Annotated in this window: 14 protein-coding genes and 4 pseudogenes; 13 read left to right on the top strand and 5 right to left on the bottom strand. The window is 65.4% G+C overall.

What is annotated here, in order from left to right; translation table 11 throughout:
- Position 1: 1 nt before the first annotated feature.
- The gene (locus RLT59_RS15055; protein WP_311303867.1) at positions 2-1,285 is read left to right on the top strand and encodes a geranylgeranyl reductase family protein; all 1,284 of its coding nucleotides are present in this window, start codon (positions 2-4) and stop codon (positions 1,283-1,285) included.
- A gap of 125 nt (positions 1,286-1,410) precedes the next feature.
- Here RLT59_RS15055 and RLT59_RS15050 read toward each other — a convergent pair whose 3' ends face one another.
- Complete coding sequence (locus tag RLT59_RS15050) at positions 1,411-1,791, bottom strand: FG-GAP repeat domain-containing protein (RefSeq protein WP_311303866.1); 381 nt, start codon at positions 1,789-1,791, stop codon at positions 1,411-1,413.
- 29 nt (positions 1,792-1,820) lie between these two features.
- Complete coding sequence (locus tag RLT59_RS15045) at positions 1,821-3,113, bottom strand: IS256 family transposase (protein ID WP_311303865.1); 1,293 nt, start codon at positions 3,111-3,113, stop codon at positions 1,821-1,823.
- Between the two features lie 111 nt (positions 3,114-3,224).
- Here RLT59_RS15045 and RLT59_RS15040 point away from each other — a divergent pair, with 111 nt between their 5' ends.
- The 12 genes and pseudogenes from RLT59_RS15040 to RLT59_RS14985 all read left to right on the top strand — a co-directional run.
- Positions 3,225-3,644, top strand: a complete 420-nt coding sequence (locus RLT59_RS15040; RefSeq protein WP_311303864.1) for a WXG100 family type VII secretion target — start codon at positions 3,225-3,227, stop codon at positions 3,642-3,644.
- Positions 3,637-3,939 carry a WXG100 family type VII secretion target gene (locus tag RLT59_RS15035; RefSeq protein ID WP_311303863.1) on the top strand — a complete coding sequence of 101 codons (303 nt, stop codon included), beginning with the start codon at positions 3,637-3,639 and terminating at the stop codon, positions 3,937-3,939. Before RLT59_RS15040 ends, RLT59_RS15035 begins: the two co-directional genes overlap by 8 nt.
- Positions 3,936-5,639, top strand: coding sequence for an RNase A-like domain-containing protein (locus RLT59_RS15030; protein ID WP_311303862.1), 1,704 nt, complete (start codon positions 3,936-3,938; stop codon positions 5,637-5,639). The genes RLT59_RS15035 and RLT59_RS15030 overlap by 4 nt, the downstream gene beginning before the upstream one ends.
- A 53-nt stretch (positions 5,640-5,692) precedes the next feature.
- Entirely contained in the window at positions 5,693-6,307 is a 615-nt protein-coding gene (locus tag RLT59_RS15025) for a hypothetical protein (protein WP_311303861.1), read from the top strand.
- Complete coding sequence (locus RLT59_RS15020) at positions 6,304-6,612, top strand: RNase A-like domain-containing protein (RefSeq protein WP_311303860.1); 309 nt, start codon at positions 6,304-6,306, stop codon at positions 6,610-6,612. Before RLT59_RS15025 ends, RLT59_RS15020 begins: the two co-directional genes overlap by 4 nt.
- Before the next feature lie 7 nt (positions 6,613-6,619).
- Positions 6,620-7,252 (top strand): contact-dependent growth inhibition system immunity protein, encoded by a 633-nt coding sequence (locus RLT59_RS15015; protein ID WP_311303859.1) that lies wholly within the window; start codon positions 6,620-6,622, stop codon positions 7,250-7,252.
- A gap of 192 nt (positions 7,253-7,444) precedes the next feature.
- Positions 7,445-7,983: pseudogene (locus RLT59_RS15010) on the top strand (GNAT family N-acetyltransferase).
- Positions 7,944-8,366 (top strand): annotated as a pseudogene (locus RLT59_RS15005) (methyltransferase domain-containing protein); the annotation flags it as partial. The pseudogenes RLT59_RS15010 and RLT59_RS15005, both read left to right, overlap by 40 nt.
- The gene (locus tag RLT59_RS15000; protein WP_311307999.1) at positions 8,366-8,773 is read left to right on the top strand and encodes a methyltransferase domain-containing protein; all 408 of its coding nucleotides are present in this window, start codon (positions 8,366-8,368) and stop codon (positions 8,771-8,773) included. The pseudogene RLT59_RS15005 and the gene RLT59_RS15000, both read left to right, overlap by 1 nt.
- Positions 8,774-8,879: 106 nt before the next feature.
- A pseudogene (locus RLT59_RS14995) lies at positions 8,880-10,260 on the top strand (IS1380 family transposase).
- A gap of 508 nt (positions 10,261-10,768) precedes the next feature.
- Positions 10,769-11,767, top strand: a complete 999-nt coding sequence (locus tag RLT59_RS14990) for an RHS repeat-associated core domain-containing protein (protein WP_311303858.1) — start codon at positions 10,769-10,771, stop codon at positions 11,765-11,767.
- 656 nt (positions 11,768-12,423) lie between these two features.
- Positions 12,424-13,011 (top strand): annotated as a pseudogene (locus RLT59_RS14985) (FAD-dependent oxidoreductase); the annotation flags it as partial.
- Positions 13,012-13,040: 29 nt separating this feature from the next.
- Here RLT59_RS14985 and RLT59_RS14980 read toward each other — a convergent pair.
- The 3 genes from RLT59_RS14980 to tgmA are packed head-to-tail and all read right to left on the bottom strand — an operon-like array spanning position 13,041 to position 15,530.
- Positions 13,041-14,201: a methyltransferase domain-containing protein gene (locus tag RLT59_RS14980; RefSeq protein ID WP_311303857.1), complete on the bottom strand. Its 1,161-nt coding sequence runs from the start codon at positions 14,199-14,201 to the stop codon at positions 13,041-13,043.
- Positions 14,198-15,163 carry an ATP-grasp ribosomal peptide maturase gene (gene tgmB / locus RLT59_RS14975; protein ID WP_311303856.1) on the bottom strand — a complete coding sequence of 322 codons (966 nt, stop codon included), beginning with the start codon at positions 15,161-15,163 and terminating at the stop codon, positions 14,198-14,200. Before tgmB ends, RLT59_RS14980 begins: the two co-directional genes overlap by 4 nt.
- 1 nt (position 15,164) lies before the next feature.
- A complete protein-coding gene (gene tgmA / locus RLT59_RS14970) occupies positions 15,165-15,530 on the bottom strand; it encodes a putative ATP-grasp-modified RiPP (protein WP_311303855.1) in 366 nt (121 codons plus the stop codon).
- Between the last annotated feature and the right edge of the window lie 116 nt (positions 15,531-15,646).

Raw genomic sequence — 15,646 nt, 5'->3', positions numbered from 1 at the left:
CGTGACCGAGCCCCTGTCCGAACACAGCGCGGATGTGATCGTCGTCGGGGCAGGCCCAGCCGGCTCCACGACCGCCTACTACCTCGCCAAGGCGGGCCTGGACGTCCTCCTCCTGGAGAAGACCGCCTTCCCCCGCGAGAAGGTCTGCGGCGACGGCCTCACCCCGCGCGCCACCAAGCAGCTCGTCTCCATGGGCATCGACATCTCCGAAGAGGCCGGCTGGCTCCGGAACAAGGGCCTGCGCATCATCGGCGGCGGCGTCCGGCTCCAGCTGGACTGGCCGGACCTGGCCTCCTACCCGGACTACGGGCTGGTCCGCAAGCGCGACGACTTCGACGAGCAGCTGGCCCGCCAGGCGCAGAAGGGCGGCGCCCGGCTGTACGAGCGCTGCAACGTCGGCGCCCCGATCACCGACCCCCGCACCGGCCGGATCACCGGCGTACACGCGAAGCTCGGCGAGGAGAAGACCCCGGTCACCTTCCACGCCCCGCTCGTCGTCGCCGCCGACGGCAACTCCACCCGCCTCTCCCTCGCGATGGGCCTGCACCGCCGCGAGGACCGCCCGATGGGCGTCGCGGTCCGTACGTACTTCACCTCGCCCCGCCACGACGACGACTACCTGGAGTCCTGGCTGGAACTCTGGGACCGCCGGGGCACCGAGGACCGCCTGCTGCCCGGCTACGGCTGGATCTTCGGCATGGGCGACGGCACCTCCAACGTAGGCCTCGGCATCCTCAACTCCTCCGCCGCCTTCAAGGAGCTGGACTGGCGCGAGGTCCTCAAGGCGTGGTGCGCGTCGATGCCGGAGGACTGGGGCTACACCCCGGACAACATGACGATGCCGATCCGCGGCGCCGCCCTCCCGATGGCCTTCAACCGTCAGCCGCACTACACCAAGGGCCTCCTGCTCGTCGGTGACGCGGGCGGCATGGTCAACCCGTTCAACGGCGAAGGCATCGCGTACGCCATGGAGTCGGGCCAGATCGCGGCCGACGTCATCGTCCAGGCCCACGCCCGAGCGACCCCGGCCCAGCGCGAACTGGCCCTGAACAACTACCCGAAGGTGCTCAAGGAGACCTACGGCGGCTACTACACGATGGGCCGCGCCTTCGTGAAGCTGATCGGCAACCCGAAGGTCATGAAGGTCGCCACCCAGCGCGGCCTGACGCACCCGCTGCTGATGAAGTTCACCCTCAAGATGCTCGCCAACCTCACCGACCCGACGGGCGGCGACGCGATGGACCGCATCATCAACGGCCTCTCCAAGGTGGCCCCGAAGGCCTGACGGGGCGGGGTTGCCGAGCTCGGAGGAATGCACGGGACAGCCCTGAGCTTCCGGCTCGCGAGGAACCGGACGAGACCGTGGGCCGCACCGAGAAGGCGCGGCCCACAGGTCGTTGTCAGGCTGGTTCAGCTCAGTGCTTGGAAGTTGAGCCAGCCCGTGGCGCCGACCACGGTGGGTGTGCCGATGCCGGTGGGAGTGATGGAGGGGTAGAAGTAGAGGCCCTTGTCGGTGTCGTGGCTGGCGACGAAGAGGTCGGGTTTGCCGTCCCCGTTGCTGTCACCCTCTGACGTGATCAACGGATGCGTCTTGGCGTCCCAGCCGCTGGCCTTGAGGTCGACGGTCGTGTGGCCCAGTCCCTCTCCGGCCGGCCCGGCGCCGGTGTAGAGACGGAGCCGTCCGTCCGACTTCTGTCTGGCGACCATGTCGACCTTGCCGTCGCCGTTGACGTCGCCGGGAGCGACCATCTCGTAGTTGGCCCAGGCGCCGTCACCGATGGGGTCTGTCAAACGAGCGGTGTAACTCGGGTTGTTGAGGGTTACTGGCGTGCTGCGGAGAGTCGGCCGTCGAAGGTGATGTCGAAGGCGTTCAAGGCTGTCTTCCAGCGCATGGTCCAGCGGGCCTGGCCCTTGCCGGTCGGGTCCAGCGACATGATCGCCATGTAGACGCACTTCAGGGCGGCCTGCTCGTTCGGGAAGTGGCCGCGGGCTTTCACCGCCCGTCGGATCCGCGCGTTCACGGACTCGATCGCGTTGGTGGTGCAGACGATGCGTCGGATCTCGGTGTCGAAGCGGAGGAAGGGAGTGAACTCCTCCCAGGCGTTCTCCCAGAGCCGGACGATCGCTGGATACTTCTTGCCCCACGTGTCGGCGAACTCCGCGAACCGCTCGAGTGCGGCCTCCTCGGTCGCCGCGGTGTAGACGGGCTTGAGTACCTTGGCGATCTTGTCCCGGTCCTGGCGGGCTGCATAGCGGAAGGAGTTCCGCAGCAGGTGGACCACGCAGGTCTGGACGGTGGTGCGGGGCCAGACGGCCTCGACTGCCTCGGGCAGGCCCTTGAGCCCGTCGCGGACGGGCATGAGGACGTCGTTCACTCCGCGGTTCTTGATCTCGGTGAGGATGTGCATCCAGTGCTTGGCACCCTCGCCGCCGTCGCCGGCCCACAGCCCGAGGATGTCCCGCCGGCCCTCGGCCGTGACGGCCAGGGCAGCGTAGATGGGCCGGTTCGCCACGGCGCCGTCGCGGATCTTCACGTGGATAGCGTCGATGAAGACCACCGGATGGACTGAGTCCAGGGGCCGGTTCTGCCATTCGGCCATGCCTTCGAGGACCTTGTCGGTGATCGTGGAGATCGTCTGACGGGACACCTCGGCGCCATAGACCTCGGACAGGTGGGCCTGGACCTCACCGGTCGTCAGGCCCTTCACGGCGAGCGAGATGACCATCTCGTCGACGCCGGAAAGGCGCTTCTGGCGCTTCTTGACGATCTTCGGCTCGAAGGAACCCTCGCGGTCGCGGGGCACGGTTATCTCCACCGGGCCGACGTCGGTCAGCACGGTCTTGGCTCGGGTCCCGTTGCGGCTGTTGCCGCCGTTCTTCCCGGCAGGATCGTGCTTGTCATAGCCGAGGTGGTCGGTGATCTCACCCTCGAGAGCGGACTCCAGGAGTCGCTTCGTCAGCTGCTGGAGCAGCCCGCCCTCGCCGGTCAGCTGCAGGCCCTCGGCCTGAGCCCGGCCCACGAGCTCGTCGATCAGCCGGTCATCCACAGACTTCGGCGGCACCGGCTCAGACGGCTCGACAGTCTCGGCCTCGGTCACGTTGTTGCTGGTCATCGATGCATCTTCCATGATCGGGAGTTACACCGAACGTTTTACAGTCCCGGTCCACGTCAGCGAGATGCAGGGGGCTCTTGGTACGTTGATCAGAGGGGCGAGAGGGGGGACGTGAACATCAATGATGATCTGGCCTTTTCTGAGGACGACTTGACACAGTTGGCCAAGGATATGGGGGTCATGCGCGAATATCTGGACAAACAGGTGCGGCGCATGGACGGCATCGTCGACCAGGTGGAGGCCGGCTGGCAGGGTAGGACCGGGAAGGCATACCGGGCCCTCCATCGTGGAGCCGCCGAGGACGCCGTACGAATACGAGGCATTCTCGCGGTGCTTGAGCAAGCCATACGCATGAGCCGAGACGGTTTCACCGAAGACGAGTTGGAAAAGCTGCGCAGCTTCAGTCGGGTGCAGAGTGCTGTGGATGTAGCAGCGGAGGCCGAGAAGCTCCAGGCGGAGGGCTTGAGAGCGGGTTCGGCGGCGCCACCTAGCAGCATCGCCGACATATGGACGGGCGGCCCTGATGGGTGATGACTATATAGGTGTTCATTTCGCGACGCTCCAGAGTCTGTCGGAAGAGCTGGAGGACGTTTTGCGACAGCTCAACGCTCGGCTCGACGAGCTGTACGCACGGGTCGAGAAGGCAGTCCTGAGCTGGGAGGGACAGGCGCGCAGCAGCTTTGTGGACGAACTCGACCGGTGGGACCAAGAGATGCAGGACCTCCAGGCTGCCCAGAAGTGGCTGCACGAAGTCGTGTCGACCGGGCAGTCGAACTACGGCGCGGCGCATCGAGCCGTACTTCGCGGCTGGGGAGCGAGACCTTGACCCGGCCACCCAGCACCTCCGGCTCTAGTCTCGGATTTGACGTCGAGCCTTCGGAACTCAACACAGTCGCGAAGAGCGTGGCCTTACAGCAGGGCATGCTGCACAAGGCGGCCAACGACCTGGTGTACGACTTGGTCGAGTTCATGGACTGCGGCGGGTACGGGACAGCTGCGGAGATGGTGTCGACCGCCTACGTCAAGGTGGGCAATCGCTTCCTCGATGTCTGGGCAAAGACCGTGACCGGCGTCGGCGGCGTCGCAGTCGGCTTCGTCACCACAGCCAACAACTACTCCATGGCGGAGGCCGCGAGTCATCCGTCGGGTAATGCCCCGCCGGTTCAGTTCCCCCTGCCTCAGGTGATCGACACGCCGCCGAGGTACCAGCGGATCCCTGATCCGAAGTGGGGCGACATGGACGACTACAGCTCGGGGCTCATCTCCTGGCTGTTGGAGGGCGTTCCCGACTGGGCGATGGACATCGTCCGTGACCTGTTTGACAACGTTTACAGGTGGGGCAAGGCAGGCGACATCCTGCCGCTGCCAGACTACTTGCAGCTGGACAAGATAGCGCTGGCCTGGCTCAAGCCGGGATTTGCCATCACCCAGATTGAGAGCACGCTGACCTGGACCATCGGGTCCATATCAGACCCCAACAACGGCGAATGGCAGGCGGCGATGCGGCAGTTCGCCAGCTCTCTGTGGGGCACCACTGCATGGGGGACGTCGACCGCGGGCTATGAGTGGAAGCACGACAGCGCGGGAGGGCAGGGAGCCGGCAGCCATCCCGTCATGTCCGTGCTGTGGGACACCACCCAGGAAGTCAGTCAGATCATGCGGGCGTACGCAGAAGCCGGCGAGAAGATGGGAAGGGAAGTGGCACGCGTCTACCGTGAGGCAGTCTGGGACGCGCTGCCCGACATCGCGGACGGCCTCGACATGAACGACGTAAAGAAGATCGGAAAAGGAATTCTTGGGTTGGGGCGTGAGCTCGGTATCGGAATCACCCTCAAAATTGATACCGGGGCAATCAATGCAGCAGTCTCATTATATGAAGGTGAATTACTGGGCTTGACGAGTGATCTCAACAGGCTTATTCCTGCACTGGACGAAGCGTACCGTAGTGCGCCTACCTACCATTCGGAGGAGGCGCGGTCCCAGGCCTTCGGAGCCCGCTCACTGAACGAGTTCAAACCGGAGCACCATTTTTCTGTTCCGGGTCAGGATCCAGACGATATGTACTATCCGATGGACCTTGCGGCCCAGGAAGGGATGTTCGGGAGTCATCCCATCGATAAACATGTGGGACTGGCTGACGACCAAATGATAATGCGCCTGCGTGACCAGCCGAACGTTCCGGATGCGTCGTCCTTCACAGACCTGTCGTCAGCCCAAAAATACACCCAAGATGTCTTGCGTGATGACGCCAACGAGAACAGGATCGCAGCCTGGATCGATAGCGTCGAGAAAAAGGTCAGAGACAGGCCCGGGTACAACCCGAACAGATCCGAGATACAGCCGCCACTCTACCTGGAGTTTTCCGGGCAATCGGTCGGGCGCACGGTTTCGCGTGCGGAATACGATGCGAACGGAATGAGCGCATCGGCAGAGGAAAGGGATTGGGTTCAGGTTCGACTCATCTACAAGGAAGGGCTGGAGCCGCCCTTTATTGTCCTGACAGCCATGCCGCATGCGGCCCCTTGAGGAAGGTTGATCCTTTGCAAATCTTTCCGCCGTCATTGCTTTCCGATGGGCCCGTGTCAAGACTTCTCGAAATTGCTGTCGCGGTCCAGGAGTCTAATGGAAAGCTTTCTCTCGACGAAGAACTTCGACGCTACATTCGCTTGATCCGTTACGATTGGGTGGCTAACTGGAATTGCTCGGTGTATTCTTCGTCCGGAGTCTTGGATGCTGTTTCGGACTCTCTCGAACGGCTCGGAATGTTGGACTCGCATCCGTCAGAATTTAGAAGAAAGGTGCAGCGCGTAGCAGGTGATATGGATCCGGCGGAGTACCTGGGCACCTTGGCGGAACTGGTGCGTATGGCCGATCGGCAGGGTGCTCCGGAGTACGGGGATCTGGCAATGGGGTCGAGAGAATTCCTGCAAACATTCCCTTACCTGTTCGGATTCGGTGCCATCCTCACAGATGAGGGGGATCGTGATTTCGTGGATCTTATTCGTTCGTCCGTGACGGATGAGCATCCGTACTGCACCGAACGGGCGGTTTCCTACACCACTGAGGCGCAGCGCGCCCTCGTTATCTTCCCCGGGCCGGACGGGATGAAGAAGCATCTCTCATGGGCGACCCGGGAACGGCTTCACGAGATCATCGACACTGTCAACGACCACATGCAGCGAGAGCACTCGTGACCATTCGGCAGAACCGTGCCGCAAGTTACCCCGACCGAGTAACGGCCCAGTGGGCCACGCAACAGGTGATCACACGTAACGAGCAGTTGATCCATCGGTGGCTGGCCCAGTCCACCCGTCGGCGGCTCACGGTCGAGGCGGCCTGGCCCTCACGTGCGGAACCCGTCGGGCGCGTCGTATTGCAGGCGATGATGCTTGCAGGCAGAGGCCCCGTGGACGTGCGGGCTGCCAGGGTCACGCTCAAGAGGAATGATGAGAGTCCGCACGGATTCAGCGTCCACTCCACCTTTCCGATCTATCTCTAGGGGCGCCGTGTCGCTCAGCCCGATTGAACACGACCGGAAGTTCGGCGAGTTGGACCAAGTAGTCCGGGCCCATCTGGGCCGCACGCCGGATGACGAGGAAGCTCTGGAGGCCTATCTCCGGCACAGTTGGCGGACTCGCCCATGGGCTATCGCAACAGCCGCGTACCAACTGCGCGAATACGCTCGGACTCCCCCGGGACGACTGCGGCTGCGCCTGGGGGAGTTCTACCCGGTGCCGGACGTGGGGCTTCCTGACTCGGAGATTCAAGTCTGGCTGCTCACCCTTGCCGACCGCCTGAGCCAGAGCGTCGACAACGGAGCGGCCCCGAGGCCCGCGACCCCCCGCACCCACTGGGAATGGCATGCCCGGTTCCCCGAGCTGGGGCAGCTTCTCGGCGGCTGGTTCTCGCAGGACATGGTGGACGAGTTCGGTGACCATGATCTGGCGCTCCAGGACTACACGAACGAGACTGACCCGGGCCTGCTCGCGCAGTTGGCCGGCGAATTGCGTGATCTACTCGCGCTCCCGCTGGGAGAGTCCGACTATGTGCTGGCACTCGCTGAGCTGGGTATGGAAGTTGATCCACCGTGGCCGCTGAGCGCTGGTGCCTGGCTCGCAGAGCTGTCTGAGACAATCTGACAGCCTGGAGGAGGCTGCCTGCGGCAAGCAAGATCGTGCACCAGCTGCCCGATCACGACGACCGCTAGCGGTTCTTCGCCGGTATCGTCCTTATCCTGGCGGGCGGCGCAGTCCTTAGACGGTGACCGCGCTCGTCCCAGGAGGGCCGACGAGTTGGTGAGGCCATTGATCGCTGCCGAGTCTGCTGATTGAGTGGTCGGCATAAATGATCTTGCCTGGCCGCCTGCCCCGATCAAGACCGAGAGGCTTGTGCTCCGTGAGCCCGGGCCCGTGACCGTCCGGTGTTCATCGAGCTGCTCGCGTCGCCAGAGGTGCATACCTACCTCGGCGGCCCCCGCCCCAGTGACGCACTTGAGCGTGAGATACCCAAGGTGCCCGAGCGGTGGCCCGGGAGTTTCGTCGTTGAGCTCGACGGGTCGATGATCGGCCACATCCTGCTCAGGAGAGCAACAGGGCACCGTCGCCCGGCTGCCGCGGGGAAGGTCGATCTCGGCTATCTCTTCCTGCCTCAGGCGTGGGGATTCGGGTATGCGGCCGAGGCGTGCGCAGCGGCACTCGGCTGGCTCGACGGCGTCCTTCCCGGCGAGCCGGTGGTTCTCACCACGCAGAGCGCCAACTACGCCTCCATGCGTCTCGCGGCGAAGCTGGGGTTCACCGAGGTCGAGCGGTTCGAGGCCTGGGACGCCGAGCAATGGCTCGGCTTGCGGGCCCCGGTCACGTCCTCCACGTGAGCTCGTGCTCGACAGCACTGCGAGGGCGGAGGCAGGCGTGCGCATACTTGACTGGACCGCATGTCATCAGCTCTTGGTGGGTCCGGTCCCGACCTGACCAGGCTTCCTACATGCTGCGAGGCGCGGCCAGCGATGCCGCCCGCACGTACAAGCAGCAGCTACTTGACCTGTTGGACATCCAGTCGGGCCAGACCGCCCTGGACCTGGGATGCGGCCCCGGCACCGATCTACCGGCGTTGGCGGAACGTGTCGGTGCCAGTGGAACCGTGATCGGCGTCGACCATGACGAAGCCATGCTCACCCGGGCCCGCGAGCGCACGGACGGCCTGGGCGTGGGCATTCGCCAAGGCGACGCGCACGACCTCCCTGTCGAGCGGGGACCGTGGACCGAGCCAAGATCGATCGAGTCCTCATGCATGTTGCCGAACCCTCGGAGGTTCTTGCACAGGTCTACCTCGCGACCCGGCCGGATGCCCGGATCGGCCTTGTCGAACCTGACTGGGACACCTTGATCGTCGACGCTGAGGATCTTGAGACAAGCCGCGCCTTCACCCGCTACACCACTGAAGAAGCGGTCCACAACGCGACCATCGGACGCAGCCTCGCCGAACAAGCAGGGTTCCGCGTTGAGACATTGCGCGCCACGACTCCAGTCTTCCGTGACTTCCACGAGGCGGACCACACCCTGGGCCTCGGCCGCACCATGCAGAAGGCGATCGACGGTGGCCGCGGCGACTGGGACCGCGGCCACCGCTGGATCACCAGCCTCTCTAGCCTCGCGCTTTCATGAACCGGGCTGTCCGATGGGTGACCGCGTAAGCGAGAAGTGCCTCTGACCAGCAAGAATGAGGATTGTCGAGGTCCTTGTTCCTGCCATCGCCGGAGGCACTTCTCAAGTGAAGAAGACTATCGGGTCCTATCCGCCTGTCCGCGTCGAGGGCGGTGGCCGCTCGGTGGTCTCGCAGGCCGGGGCGGTGCTGTTGGTGGAGACGGTCCGCAAGTCCGGGCTGGATGAGGCGATATCGGCGGCGTTGGCGTCGTGGAGCAAGCCGCGGGCGGTGCACGATCCGGGCAAGATCCTTCTGGATGTGGCCCTGGCCGTCGCACTCGGCGGGGACTGCCTGGCCGATGTCGCCATGCTGAGGGCCGAGCCCGACGTGTTCGGCCCGGTGGCCTCCGATCCCACCGTCTCTCGCCTCATCGATACCCTGGCCGCGGCCGGGCCCAAGGCGCTCACCGCGATCCGCACGGCCCGAGCGGAAGTGCGCTGCGGAGTCCGGGAGTTGGCCGGGGGCAACGGTCCGGCCGCCGACGGCAGCGTGATCGTGGACATCGACGGAGTGCTGGTCCTGGCGCACTCCGAGAAGCAGGACGCCACCGCGACCTGGAAGAAGACCTTCGGTCATCACCCCCTCGTCGCGTTCGTCGACCACGGCCAGGCCGGGGCCGGAGAGCCCATGGCCGCACTGCTGCGGCCCGGCAATGCGGGCTCCAACACCGCGAGCGATCACATCGAAACCACCCAACTCGCCCTGGCCCAACTGCCCAGGAACCTGCGGCGCGGACGCCAGACACTGATCCGCACCGACTCCGCCGAGCGGCACTCACGCCTTCCTCGACTGGCTGACCCGCCGGGGCCGGTGGCTGTCGTATTCCGTCGGCATGACCATCACCGACGCCATCCACCAGGCGGTGCTGAAGATCCCGAAGGAGGCGTGGACGCCGGCCTACGACTCCGGCGGCACGGAGCGGCCCGGCGCCTGGGTCGCGGAGATCACCGACATGCCCGACCTGACCAGCTGGCCGAGGGGGATGCGGCTGATCGTCCGCAAGGAACGGCCTCACCCCGGCGCCCAGTTGCGCTCCACCGACCTCGACGGACTGCGGTTGACCTGCTTCGCGACCAACACCAAAGGCGGCCAGCTCGCCGACCTTGAACTCCGCCACCGAAGGCGGGCCCGCTGCGAGGACCGGATCCGAAACGCCCGCGACACCGGCCTGCGCAACCTGCCCCCGCACGACACCGCACAGAACCGGATCTGGCTGGAGATCATCTCCATCGCCCTCGACCTGCTGGCCTGGATGCCGATGCTCGCCCTGACCGGCGACGCCCGGCGCTGGGAACCCAAACGACTCCGGCTCCGCCTGTTCTCCGCCGCCGCGCAGCTCATCCACACCGGCCGCCGCCGCCGGCTCCGCTTCACCGCCAGATGGCCCTGGACCGAGGTCATCTCCCACGCGATCGACCGGCTCCAAGCCCTCCCGAACCCCGGCTGACCAGCTGGCCCGACCGTCCCGACAACCCGCACCACCACCCGGGAAAGTGGAACCCGGCGCACACCCGACGCGACCGTCGGGCCCTCGGCCCGCCCCGCACCCGAAAAGACTGCACCACCCCAACGCCAAGCAATCATCAGCGAACTGACGGGGACTCACGAATGATCAAGGCTAAAGGGCCGTTTTACGCGTTATTCATTCTTGTCAGCGTGATGTGCTCTCGTTGATCTCAGGCACTTGCTCCAGCGTCAGTACCCCGATCTGTCAGGCAAATCCGGGTGCGGGCTTATGCAAGTTCCTGGAGTCCCGGGCAAGCCCCTACGGACCGTCTCGACCAGCAGCACGCCCCCAGCCTGCGAGACCACCGCCCGACCACCGCCCTCGACGCGGACATGCGGGTACGACCCGATATACCGGTACCCGCTTCTACACGCACAACGGGGAAACCGTCGCGGTCCGCACCGGCGGAACCATCTCCTACCTCATCAGCGACCACCAGGGAACCGCGATGAGCGCCTTCGCTGTCGGACCCCTCGCCATCACCCGAAGGAAACAACTCCCCTTCGGTCAGCTCAGATCCCAGCAGTCAACGGCCTTCGGGACCCGCGGCTTCGTCGGCGGACCCAACGACCCCACCGGCCTCACCCACCTCGGCGCCCGCGAATACGACCCCACCCTCGGCCGCTTCCTCGGCGTCGACCCCATCATCGACACCGCTGACCCGGCCCAGATGAACGCCTACAGCTACGCCCACAACAGCCCCCTCACCAAGTCCGACCCGGACGGCCTCCGCCCGGACGGCCCGGCCGGCGGCGCTTCGTACAACGACGACCGCTGGGCGGCCGACCGTGGAATGAACGCGGGGTACACCTACAAGAGCGGAAAGTGGGTCTGGCACCAGACACCCAAGTCCTGGTTCAGCCCCCGCTACCAGGCATACGTAGCAAACCCGAGCAGCTACAAGGTCTACCACTACAATGCAAATAAGGTGGCTGCGGCCACGGAACAGGCGCAGGCGGCAGCTCATGCCAGAGCGGATGCCGAGCGTCGCAAAAAGGATGGCATATGGGGAAATATTAAGAAAGGTAATTTCCGCGCTGCCTGGGACAATAGCCTAGGAGATTCCGGCTGGCGAAATCACAAGCTCGTAGATATTGGGATCACGGCTATCGCCGCCATTGGTACTGCCGCCTGTATTGCGAGTGTAGTGTGCGGCGGTGGGATGTTTTTGGTCGGTGCTGGGGCAGTGTTTGTAGCCGGTCTAGGTGCGCACATGGTGGTGTCCACCCCTGACGAGCGGGCTGATGGTGGGGCGAAATTTATCAAGAGAACGGCAGTTTCTGAGGTCAAGGGGATTGCGGCAGGCGCTCTCTGCGGTAGAGGGCCAGGAGGGTGTCTCACCTTCGGGCCAAAGGCCGGAACCCCTCTGGCCGGTGTGGGGAGACTACAGATTCCTCGCGAGGCGCTGAGGGTGTCCCTTCGGGTAATAAGGGATTACGCTTTCTAGTTGAGATATCTGGGGTGCGGAAAAGTTTTCCTTTTCCGCACCTCGAGTCTTTTTTCTCGACGGTCGGAGGGGTTGAATCGATTAGGTGTTGACTATTCCGCAGATTCCATTAAACAGGTGTACCGAGGAAGGTGTGGTGGGTGGCTGTCGGCGAGGGGTACCCGAAGGGCCTGCTAAATGTCCCGAACGTTTCCGTAGATGATTGGGTGTCGCAACGTGAGGCTGCTCGGATTTTGGGTGTTTCCATAGGTCGAATTAGCGTACTGATCGCCGTGGACCATTTGTCGCCCGCGCATAATCCGGAGGGGGAGGCGGGGGTGACAAAGGCGAGTCTTTTTGAGGAAATCGATTGGCGTAAGTCGGCGACTATTCTCCAAAAGCTATTTCGATTTCTCAAAGATTCTGTCAAGTTCTTGTAGCTCCGGACCTCGTAGAATAAGCAGAACCCGCACCAACCTCGGTTCTTCGGTGACGGCGCCCTGTTCGCCTGATGGTCGGTTCACTAGGGTTCGTCCTTGCAGGAAGGTTCGGGGCCGGCGAGCGTTGCTGGGGGTTGCGCCGGGTTCCAAAAGCCTGGGGTGTTGCAAGTTTCCTCCGAGGCACGTTGCCTTGGCGGTTCAGTGAAGGCGGAGCCGTGGCCCGGGTGCCTTCGTTCGGAAGGCGACGGCACCTCCAACGTAGGCCTCGGCATCCTCAACTCCTCCGCCGCCTTCAAGGAGCTGGACTGGCGCGAGGTCCTCAAGGCGTGGTGCGCGTCGATGCCGGAGGACTGGGGCTACACCCCGGACAACATGACGATGCCGATCCGCGGCGCCGCCCTCCCGATGGCCTTCAACCGTCAGCCGCACTACACCAAGGGCCTCCTGCTCGTCGGTGACGCGGGCGGCATGGTCAACCCGTTCAACGGCGAAGGCATCGCGTACGCCATGGAGTCGGGCCAGATCGCGGCCGACGTCATCGTCCAGGCCCACGCCCGCGCGACCCCGGCCCAGCGCGAACTGGCCCTGAACAACTACCCGAAGGTGCTCAAGGAGACCTACGGCGGCTACTACACGATGGGCCGCGCCTTCGTGAAGCTGATCGGCAACCCGAAGGTCATGAAGGTCGCCACCCAGCGCGGCCTGACGCACCCGCTGCTGATGAAGTTCACCCTCAAGATGCTCGCCAACCTCACCGACCCGACGGGCGGCGACGCGATGGACCGCATCATCAACGGCCTCTCCAAGGTGGCCCCGAAGGCCTGAGCGGGCGGGCTGGGGTCTTCGAGAACTGCCTAGACGGGCAGCGTCCAGCCGGGACCGTCCGGAGACCCCAGCCACACCTGCTGGGCGCGGGGAGTGATCGTCATACCGAACTCGGAGAGGTGCGGCGAACCATGGGCCTGCCAGAGGGCGACCGAGTCCTCGACGGCGTCCCACAGCTTGAGCGGGCCACGCTGGATCACGGTCCACCCGTCGCCGCCCTCGGCCGCCTGGGTCCGCGCCTGCGAGCCCGTGGCGACGTCGAGCAGGATCTGCTCGTGTCCCGCGCCGAGCCGTTCGGCCGATGGCGTGGCGAGCTGGGCGACGTATCGGCCGTTCCAGTCGTCGAGCAGGGCGGGGTCGATTCTGCTCCGCCGCTGTTCACCCGGCAGCAGTTCGACGGGTCCGTGCGGGGGCCGGTCATGTGTGCGGGCCATCATGAACGAGGTGTACCCGGGCAGGAACCGGCCTGCTGCTCCGCCCTCGCCGCCGGCGGTGAGGAGCACCAGTCCGTGCCCGAACCCCCATCCGGCCAGGGTGACGAGCAGGGTGCCCCCGTCCTCGATCTGCCGAAGCAGGCCGTACGGGACATGGCGCATGGAGCAGAACGCGAGGACGACGTCGTACGGGGCCCGGTCGGCGTGTCCGCGCAGACCGTCGCCCGTGATCAGGGTCGGTGCGTACCCGGCCTCTGCAAGGGCCCCGCGGGCGCGCTCGGTGACGGCGGGGTCGGCCTCGATCGCGGTGGTGCGGCCCCCGCCCGCGATCTCGCACACGTACGCGGTCGACAGCCCCGTACCGGCGCCGATGATCAGGACCCGGTCGCCGGCCGAGACTCGGGCCTGCTCGATCATCCACAGGATCAGCCCGGGGAGGGTCGAGGACGATGTCGGCGTGCCGCCGGTGATCGGCGCGGCGGCGTCCTCCGCGAGTACGCCATCGATCTGCGTGACCCACGTCGTGTTCCGGTAGGTGAGGCGCAGCCACTCCTCGGCCGGGACGTCGGCGCGCCGAGTCGGCGTCCACACGGTGACGCCCGGCGGGTCGCTCGGCAGGTAGACCGCGCGACCGAGGAACGTCTCGCGCGGTACGGTCCGGGCCGCGCGGAGCACGTCCGGGTTGTGCAGCAGGCCCTCGCCGACGACCTGTTGGACGAGGCGACAGCGCAGGGCTGCGGATTGCTCGGGTGTCATGCGGGTGCGCCCTTCTGGAGGATGTCAGCGAGTGCGCTCGCGATGGCTCGGATCGTGGGCTCGTCGACGAATGCCCACTGACCGTTCGGATTGCATTCGAGGAACCACCATCGGCCGCTCTCGTCGAGGGCGAAGTCGAACGCGCCGAACGTGAGCCCGAACGCACGGAGGAAGCGTCCGACGGCTTCACGGACCTGGCACGGGACCGGTACGGGCGAGCAGGTGATCAGACGCTGGTCCTGCCGCCAGTCCAAGTGATCGCCGGCGGTGTCGATCCGTGTGGCGAACAACTTGTCACCGACAGCGGCGAGCCGGATGTCCGCGATCTTCGGAACACAGACTTGGAACAGGTGGGGACATAGGCCGATCGAGTCGTCGAGCTCGTCGGCGTGGACAGGGCGAACCCAGATGGTCCGGTTGCGGCCGTCCTCCCCTGTGAGGTGCACGCCATGAACCGGTTTGTAGATCACGGTCCCGTGCTCGGCCGCGAACGCGCGGGCGTCCCGGGGCACGTTCGTGATCAGGGTCTCGGGTACGGAGAAGCCGAGGCGTTCGGCCGTGCCGAGCTGGGCGAGCTTGTGGTCGGCGGCGCGGTTGCGGATGGGGTGGTCGACGTGCGGCACCTCGGGGAGCGCGGTCAGCATCCCCGTGTATCCGGCGCGTGACTGTTCGAGGGCGAAACGCCGTTGGAGCGACTCGCTCTGCCGCGGGTCGCCGTAGGGCGTGGGACGCCGCCAGTGGACCGAGCGGACAGCGGACAGCCCGACGTTTCTGGAAGCTGTGCTCAAGTCCCCCGTGAACGGGGCCTCCCCGCCCCGGACGCTCATGCGTGCGTGCTCGGGGAAGTCGACGGCGGGGTCGAGCCGTACGGCCGGGACGCCTCGGCCGTACAGCTCACTCAGCACCAGATCCGCTGTGACGTCACCGAGTGCGGTGATGACGAGAACCGGCGAGTCGGTCATGTCAGTCCGGTACGTGGTCTTCAAGGGCGTCCGAGTCTGCGGGGGCGGGCGGCTGCGAGCCCCCGCCGTCGGCACCGGTCGAGGTCGGTGAGGACGTCGACTGACTGGTGCCGTGCCCGGCCGTCATGTCGACGGTCAGGCCCACCGCGTCGAAGTAGCGCGTCGTCTGCGTCTCGGGATCGACCTCGGTCCGGGTGAACGGGTACCGCACGGTGGTGGGGTAAGGGGCCAGGCGCTTGACGCCCCACGGCTGGACAGCGATCAACATCGGGGTCTCCTTCATCCCTTTGCCCGCTGTGAGCAGGCCCAGCGGGTGGTCCTCGATCGGCGTGGGTCCGAGGCCGGTGGCTGCGGCTCGTCGTTTCATGGACAGACTCCTTCCACTTCGTGCGGGAACTTGTCGGCGTGTGTTGAGTACAGCCGAAAGGAAGTGCCCCGGACAGCCGCAATCTGTAGTCCCGGGGTTGTCCAGCCCTCGCTCGC

Source organism: Streptomyces sp. ITFR-6, assembly GCF_031844725.1.
In the GTDB taxonomy this organism is placed as follows: domain Bacteria; phylum Actinomycetota; class Actinomycetes; order Streptomycetales; family Streptomycetaceae; genus Streptomyces.
This window is presented reverse-complemented; position numbering and strand designations above follow the sequence as displayed.

Coding starts and splice junctions, on each gene's coding strand:
- RLT59_RS15045 (WP_311303865.1), bottom strand. CDS start 3,113: ATGACCAGCAACAACGTGACCGAGGCCGAGACTGTCGAGCCGTCTGAG.
- RLT59_RS14990 (WP_311303858.1), top strand. CDS start 10,769: ATGAGCGCCTTCGCTGTCGGACCCCTCGCCATCACCCGAAGGAAACAA.
- RLT59_RS15035 (WP_311303863.1), top strand. CDS start 3,637: ATGGGTGATGACTATATAGGTGTTCATTTCGCGACGCTCCAGAGTCTG.
- tgmA (WP_311303855.1), bottom strand. CDS start 15,530: ATGAAACGACGAGCCGCAGCCACCGGCCTCGGACCCACGCCGATCGAG.
- tgmB (WP_311303856.1), bottom strand. CDS start 15,163: ATGACCGACTCGCCGGTTCTCGTCATCACCGCACTCGGTGACGTCACA.
- RLT59_RS14980 (WP_311303857.1), bottom strand. CDS start 14,201: ATGACACCCGAGCAATCCGCAGCCCTGCGCTGTCGCCTCGTCCAACAG.